This window comes from Ruegeria sp. ABD4_443, from assembly GCF_056160865.1.
Map to the genome: position 1 here is coordinate 46,364 of NZ_JBSWYA010000014.1, position 7,254 is coordinate 53,617.

The 7,254-nt window shown below is 60.8% G+C and carries 7 protein-coding genes; 2 read left to right on the plus strand and 5 right to left on the minus strand.

The annotated features are described in order from the left end of the window. Positions 1-46: 46 nt before the first annotated feature. Entirely contained in the window at positions 47-388 is a 342-nt protein-coding gene (clpS, locus tag ACXAG8_RS18050; RefSeq protein ID WP_475230402.1) for an ATP-dependent Clp protease adapter ClpS, read from the minus strand. An 85-nt stretch (positions 389-473) separates the two neighbouring features. On the opposite strand from clpS, the gene ACXAG8_RS18055 reads away from it, so the two are divergent. Both ACXAG8_RS18055 and ACXAG8_RS18060 read left to right on the plus strand, forming a co-directional pair. After that, positions 474-1,181, plus strand: coding sequence for an HAD family hydrolase (locus ACXAG8_RS18055; protein ID WP_475230407.1), 708 nt, complete (start codon positions 474-476; stop codon positions 1,179-1,181). A gap of 282 nt (positions 1,182-1,463) precedes the next feature. Continuing rightward, positions 1,464-2,864, plus strand: coding sequence for a D-alanyl-D-alanine carboxypeptidase family protein (locus ACXAG8_RS18060; RefSeq protein ID WP_475230412.1), 1,401 nt, complete (start codon positions 1,464-1,466; stop codon positions 2,862-2,864). Between the two features lie 69 nt (positions 2,865-2,933). Here ACXAG8_RS18060 and ACXAG8_RS18065 read toward each other — a convergent pair whose 3' ends face one another. From ACXAG8_RS18065 to ACXAG8_RS18080, 4 genes are all read right to left on the minus strand, one after another. Next, a complete protein-coding gene (locus ACXAG8_RS18065) occupies positions 2,934-4,181 on the minus strand; it encodes a hypothetical protein (protein ID WP_475230415.1) in 1,248 nt (415 codons plus the stop codon). A gap of 129 nt (positions 4,182-4,310) precedes the next feature. Next, a complete protein-coding gene (locus tag ACXAG8_RS18070; protein WP_475230420.1) occupies positions 4,311-5,072 on the minus strand; it encodes a LamB/YcsF family protein in 762 nt (253 codons plus the stop codon). Positions 5,073-5,084: 12 nt separating this feature from the next. Continuing rightward, positions 5,085-6,089 carry a 5-oxoprolinase subunit C family protein gene (locus ACXAG8_RS18075; RefSeq protein ID WP_475230423.1) on the minus strand — a complete coding sequence of 335 codons (1,005 nt, stop codon included), beginning with the start codon at positions 6,087-6,089 and terminating at the stop codon, positions 5,085-5,087. Then, positions 6,086-6,835 carry a 5-oxoprolinase subunit B family protein gene (locus ACXAG8_RS18080; RefSeq protein ID WP_475230440.1) on the minus strand — a complete coding sequence of 250 codons (750 nt, stop codon included), beginning with the start codon at positions 6,833-6,835 and terminating at the stop codon, positions 6,086-6,088. Before ACXAG8_RS18080 ends, ACXAG8_RS18075 begins: the two co-directional genes overlap by 4 nt. Positions 6,836-7,254 lie beyond the last annotated feature (419 nt).

The following is a 7,254-nucleotide window of genomic DNA, read 5'->3' on the forward strand; positions in this document are numbered from 1 at the left end:
TTCCAAAGGGCGGGGTGTTCGGGGCAGCGTTGCAACGCGTTCTGCGTTACTCTTCGCGTTCCATCGTGCATTGCAGCGGGTGTTGATGGCGGCGGGCGAAATCCATCACTTGGCCAACCTTGGTTTCGGCGATCTCGTGGCTGAACACGCCGACCACCGCCACGCCTTTTTTGTGCACGGTCAGCATGATCTCAAAGGCTTGGGCATGATTCATTCCAAAGAACCGTTCCAGCACATGAACGACGAACTCCATGGGAGTGTAATCGTCGTTCAGCAGCAACACCTTGTACAGCGGCGGGCGTTTGGTCTTGGGGCGCGTCTGCGTAAGGATTGACGTATCGCCATCCTCGTCCGAATTGTCAGACATCATCCACGGGTCTGTTCGCATTTGCTGTGATTTTCCGATTCATGCTTCGGTTTGCCTGAAGGCTTATATAACGTCCCGACGACCAGAGGAAAGAGGGGGTGCCGTTTTGCCAGTCAGGGACAGGCTGACCACGATCGGATTCGATGCCGACGATACGTTGTGGCACAACGAGAGGTTTTTCCAGATGACGCAGGCGCATTTTGCGGACCTGTTGGCCGATCACGCCGGTCGGGACCATCTGATGGACCGCCTTCTGGCCGCCGAAAAGCGCAACATCAGGCGCTATGGCTATGGGATCAAGGGGTTCACCCTGTCGATGATCGAAACCGCGCTTGAGGTGACCCAGGACCGGGTCCCGGCCCATGTGATACGCCGCCTGATCGAGGCCGGACAAGACATGCTGGCCCATCCGATCGAATTGTTGCCACATGCCCGTGCCGCGATCGAGGATGTCGCCCGCACGCATCGCGTCGTGCTGATCACCAAGGGGGACCTGATCGACCAGGAACGCAAGCTGGCCCAGTCCGGGCTGGGCGAGTTGTTCGACGCGGTCGAAATCGTTTCGGAAAAAACGCCGGGAATATACCAAAGCATCTTTGCCCGTCACGGCGACGGCGCGGCTGCGGCGATGATGGTCGGCAACTCGATGCGGTCGGATGTTGTCGCCCCGATAAGGGCCGGGTGTTGGGGCATCTACGTGCCACACGGGCTGGTCTGGGAGATCGAGGCAGCAGATGCGCCGACGGGTCATCCACGGTACCGCACCCTGCCGGATCTGGGCGGGCTTGGTGATTTGGTCCGGTCGGTTTCGTGATCTGTTGCCAAATGGTATCAGTTCGAAAAAATCAATGGCGGTTGCTGGCCAAGATTTTGACAACTTCGCCGGTGTAGTGGGTCGGGCCGACCGTGCCGCCATATATAGTAGCGTTTTCCGGAGTTGGGATTTCATCAAAGATACCAGCTTTAGGTTTATTCGATCCCGCCTCTGTGTTAGCCTTGTGGGAATTAGAACAAAATCAGCTGACCGGGAAAACCCGGCGGCGCGAGGCAGACAGAGGCATAGATCGTGCAGATTCGGCGGACAGTTCCGGCCCGAATGGGCTTGCTCCTTATTGCGTTGGCTTGGATGGCAATCGCGGTGCCCATGCACCTGGCGGCTGCCCCTTACGCGGCGATGGTGATCGACGCGCGGACCGGTGAGGTTCTGCATTCCAGGAATGCAGACACTCGGTTGCACCCGGCATCGCTGACCAAGATGATGACGCTGTATATTGCGTTCGAGGCGGTCCGGAACGGTGAAATCACCCTGGATACCCAGGTGCGCATTACCAAAAAGGCCGCATCAGAGCCGCCGTCCAAGCTGGGGCTGCGGAGCGGGCAGAAAATCGCATTTCGGTACTTGATCCGGGCTGCCGCAGTTAAGTCCGCCAATGACGCGGCCACGGCAATCGGGATCGCCATCAGCGGATCCGAGGCGGCATTTGCGCGGCGCATGACCCGAACCGCCAAGGCCATGGGCATGAGCCGGACGACCTTCAAGAACGCGCATGGTCTGACGGAATCGGGCCATTTGTCGACGGCCCGTGACATGACCACGCTGGGCCGTCACCTGCTGTATGATTATCCGCAATATTACAATCTTTTCTCGCGGCAATCGACGCATGCTGGGATCAAAACTGTTCCAAATACGAACCGGCGCCTGCTGGCCGCCTATAAGGGTGCCGACGGGATCAAGACCGGATACACGCGCGCCGCCGGGTTCAACCTGGTGGCATCGGCCAAGCGCCGGGATGAGCGGATCATCGCGACGGTGTTTGGCGGCAAGTCCAGCGCATCGCGCAACGCGCGGGTTGCCGAACTTTTGGACATGGGGTTCCGCCGCGCGCCATCGCGTGCACCGATTCGCAAACCGGCCCGCCCGGCCTATGCCGGCAATACCGGGCTGGGTGGCACAACCCAGGTTGCAGGGTTGATCGCGGCGCCAAAGAAAAGTTTGCGCCCGGTTCTGCGCCCAGGCGCGGGCGTTGCGGTTCAGGTGGCCAGCACTGTTGCTGAAACCGCCGCCAGAAACGGCGGACGGATTCAGGACGGTATTGCCGCGGCGATGGCCGCCGCCGATATCGCGCCCACCGCGCCGCCGGTCGAAAACGCCGATACCCGCCCCGCTATCCGGCCGGACAACCTGGTGCTGGCATCGGTCGAGCCGGAAGCACAACCCGAACCCGAACAAGAGGTGGTGACGCGCCTGTCCACGTCGGGCGGTCACCTTTGGGGGGTCAATGTCGGGCGTTTCACCACGCGTTACGAGGCCGAAAAGGTGCTGTTGAAAACCGCCTTGTCCGAGATGACCACGCTTGAGGGTACTCTGCGCAAGGTCAACCAAAGCTCTCGTGGGTTTGATGCCACCTTCCAGGGCATGACCCGCGAACAGGCAGATTTGGCCTGTCGGCGCCTTAAGGCGCGCAACGTGACCTGTTTCATGATCGGGCCATCATAAGGCCCGACACTCTCTCCTGGATGAAGCTGGGCTGCGATAATACCGCAGCCCTTTTTTTGTCAGCGCGGTTCAGTCGAAGACGTGACCGTGCTGGTATTGTTCGTCTTGCCCGGCGGCCGCCGTCAACGCGGCAACGTTGTCCTTGGTAAAGAAGCCGTCATAGTGGTGGCACCGCTCGATATACTCGGTGATCAGCAGCGTGTTCTTCGAGTGTTTCGAGAAGATCTGTTTGAGGTTCGGGTCGTCTTTGCATTCGCCCACGACATGGGCCAGGAATGGCACGCCCTTGTCCTTGAGCATATTCACCACGAAATCGACATTCTTTTCGCCAGCGCCGTGGTCGCCGTCCTGAATCTCGACCGCCATGTGATGCAGGCGACGCCCGTAATTGCGCACGAAATCTTCCGTGGGCATCGGCAGCTTGGCAAAGGAATTCACAAATGACGGCGTGTTGTTGGCTGTAAACACCTTGGCGGGGGATTTCTTGTCATCGTCCACATTGGCGTTGCGGTTCACATTGGTTGACGAGTTCATGTCGAAGATGTTGTAGGCGCCCCAGAAATAATAAGGCACCATCGTCAGAAATTCGAGGATCGCGTCCTCGCGCTCGCCCGCCAGAACGCGCGTGGCCAGATGGTCGATGCCCAGCATCAAGGGCGCGATCTGGCTGTCGGCGCCAAAGGCCGCGGCCTGGTCCAGCTGCGCCTGTTCCGCATCGCTCAGCAAGACCCGGTCACCCAGGCCCAGACTGTCGGGGTCGTTGAAATCAAGTGGTGAATACCCGACGCGGTTGCAGGTGAAATCCGACGGCGTGGTAAAGCGGAATCCGTCAAGCGTATAGAACGGGTTCTCGGTATCGCCGGAATATTCGAACCGGATGTTCTGCTCTTCCAGCGTGCGGGTCAGCGCGTTCAGATCGGTTGCGCCGAACACCTCGCCGACATAGCGGGTCTGGGGGGTGGCGCGCGCCATCGGATACATGCGGTTGATGCGGGGAATGAAGTCCTCGAACGCGGGGCTGAGCGGGGCCATCACGATCAGCGCCGGGTAATCGGGATGAGAATGCATCACCGCGAACTTGTGGGTTTGACCCAGATAGCTGGCCGAGTGGCGATAGGGCGACATCACGTACAGCTCGATCATCGTGCTGAACAGCGCATCGGGTTCGACCTGAAGGACAATCGCGCGCATCGGCCCGACCTGATCGGCAATTCCGGAACTGGTGCGGCGTTCATAGATACGGGGAAGGTACTCGGTGAAAAATTCCGAGTTCTTCTTGTCGCCCCGGGGCTCATAGGACATCAGGTCGAAAGACATTGGCTCAGCTCCTTGCGTCGCGATGTGCGGATTTGCAGTTTGCAGATCATGCACTTGGGGCCATGCTAGGCGCTGGTGCCTGCACGGGCAACAGCCTGAACCCGGTGTGCCTGTGGGGGGGCAAGCTGATCAGCGGATGAACTTGGTGACCTCGACACCGCCGTCGATCAAATGCTCGCGCACCGAACGGGCGATTTGCACCGCCGTCGGGCCATCGCCGTGCAGGCAGATCGTGTCGATCGATGTTTCCAGCCGTTTGCCGGATTCGGTCAGGATCGCACCGTCCTGCACCATGTTCAGAATGCGCGGGCCGGCAACCTTTGGGTCGTGGATCACCGCGCCGGGCAAAGACCGATCCACCAGCGTGCCATCGTCGTTATAGGCGCGATCCGCAAAGATCTCGCCCACCCAATTGCAACCCAGCTCGCGCGCGGCTTCTTCCTGTTTGGTGACGGCCAACACCATGATGATGATGTCCGGGTCCACATCCAGCGCGCCCTGATAGCAGGCCCTTGCCATATCCAGATCGACCGAGCACATATTGGCCAGTGCCCCGTGCAGCTTCAGGTGCCGGACCTTGGTGCCAACCGCCTTGGCCATGCCCATTGCCGCGCCCAGTTGGTAACGCACGAGATTGCGCAGCGACGCATGCGGTACCTTCATGTTGCGGCGGCCAAAGCCTTGCAGGTCGGGAAAACCGGGATGCGCGCCGATGCCCACGCCATTCTCGGCCGCCAGCGCCATTGTCCCCGCCATCACGTCCCAATCCCCCGCATGAAAGCCGCAGGCGATGTTGGCCGAGGTGATGATTTTCAGCAGGCTTTCGTCATCACCCATCTTCCAGGGCCCAAAACTTTCGCCCATATCGGCATTCAGATCGACGCGGGGCATGGGCAATTCTCCTTACTCGGTGGCTGAGATCATTCCGCTGATCAATTGGTAGGACAACAGGTCAGCGATGTCATGCGGATCGCGGACCAACGGCGCGACGCGGGCGGGCAGGCGCGCCAGATCGGTGTCATGGGCGGATTGCAATGCCAGGGCCTGATCCTGCGTTACGAATTCGAACCGGACGGCACCGCCCGCCGGGGTCTGCGCCGCGCGCGGCAGGTCGCAGGGCAGCACGGTTGCAATACGCGGGTAACCGCCCGTGGTCTGGCATTCCGGCAACAGGATGAACGGCTCTCCGGTGCCGGTCATCTGAATGTCGCCGGGGGTGATAACATCGGACAGGATATTCAGCTGACCTTGCGCAGCAAAGCCTTCGCCTTCGCTGGTCAACTGCATGCCCATCCGATTGGCGCGGGCGCCCCGGCGAAACTCGGTTTGCGTGAAACGCGCCAGGGTGGCGGTGTCGAACAGAGGGGTCTGAAAGCTTGCCACAACGTGCAGCAGGCCGCCGGAAAACCTGTCGCTGGGCGTCATCGTCAGGCCAACGGTGCCCGATCCGGGCGCGGACTGTCCTGCCAGAACGTCCCCTGCCTGGATTGGCCGACCGATCCGGGCTGTCAGATGGGCCGAGCGTGATCCCAACATGATGTCGGATGCGATCCCGCCGGGCAGGTGCAAGTAACCGTAATTGCCCTGCCGCGCCGCGCCGATGGTCAGGTGCTGCCCCGGCTGCACCTCATAAGAGGCATTCCACCGTATTGGGGCGCCGTCGATGGCGGCCTGCATCGGGGCACCGGTCAGGGCAAAGCGCGTAAGAGCCTGGGCCTCGAATGTGCCGCCCGCCCCGGCCATCTCAAGAGCGGCGCAATCCGGGGCCTGCCCCAGCAAAGCCGCGCCTTCATGCAACGCCATCTGATCGGCGGCCCCGGATCGTGACAGACCCTGATCCAGGAAACCGGTACGCCCTTGGTCCTGAATGGTGCACGCGGGGCCGATCCTGTGAACATGCAGGGTCATGACGCGATCTCCGTGCAGGTCGCGCCGCCGGAACCGTCTGTGTTGCGAGCCCCAATGGCCTCAAACTCGGTCCGAGAGACCGGTTCGAACAGCATCTCGTCACCGGGGCGCAACGCAAAGCTCTGTTCTTGGTCCGGTCGAAAGCAGCGAAAGGCTGTCTGCCCCACATGCCGCCACCCTGTCGGCGTCGGGCCCGAGAACAGCACCATTTGCGCGATTGCCAGAACCAGCGCGCCTTGTGGCACCATCGGCGTCAGCGTGGGCAACCGGGGGATGTCGAACTCGGAACCCAGCGGTCCCAGGTAAGGCTGACCGGGTGCGAACCCGATTGTCAGCACGCGCACCTGTGTCTGGCTGAGCCGTTGGATTGCCTCGGCCGGGGTCAAACCGGCGGCATTGGCTGCCTCATCCAGCTGTGGCGCCAATTCGGTGCCGTAAACCGTCGGAACCCGCCACAGCCTGCGCCCCGCGGGCAGGGCGGCGCTGTACCAATCGCGCTGGCCCAGCAATTCATTCAGCCGAAGCTCGGCCTCGGCATAAGGCAGGCGCAGGGGATCGAACCGAACATAGGCCGATGTCAGCGAAGCCGAGGTTTCCAGTATCTCGGGCCAGCCCTGTCTTTCGGCGGCGGCCCGAAACGCCAACGCAGCCCGGTTCGAAAGCTCGGTCATCCGTTGTGAAAACGTAACAAGGACTCCATCAAACCCGACGGGCCGAATAACGGGGTATGATAGAGTGGTCGTCATGGTTGCGTCACGCCTGATCTGCTGCACCGGAACCTGACCGCATATGCGGGGCATTCACAAGACCTGGCTTTTGGTGCGGATAGGGCGACTCGTTGGAAACTTGCGCCACTCAACGGTGTCTGCGCCGGGTTTCGAGTCGGGATGACTTGTGCAAGGCAGTTAGAGTCACGCTACATATTGTGGTCGACCGCATTTGGGCCTGGCAACGCATTCGGGTTTTGGGCGGCGATAGCCTTCGGAAGGGGCTGAGCGAACCATTTGACACCATCTTATCTATTTGTTTTTAAAGGGTTAAACATGAAAATGCAAAAAAAATGGCCCGGATGTGTTTTTCTGCTTGCGGTGTATAGTTGTAATGCTTAGAACGCCCTTCACCGGCGCTGCTGAGGCGGTTGCTGGGACGCTGGGAACGGCGGAGA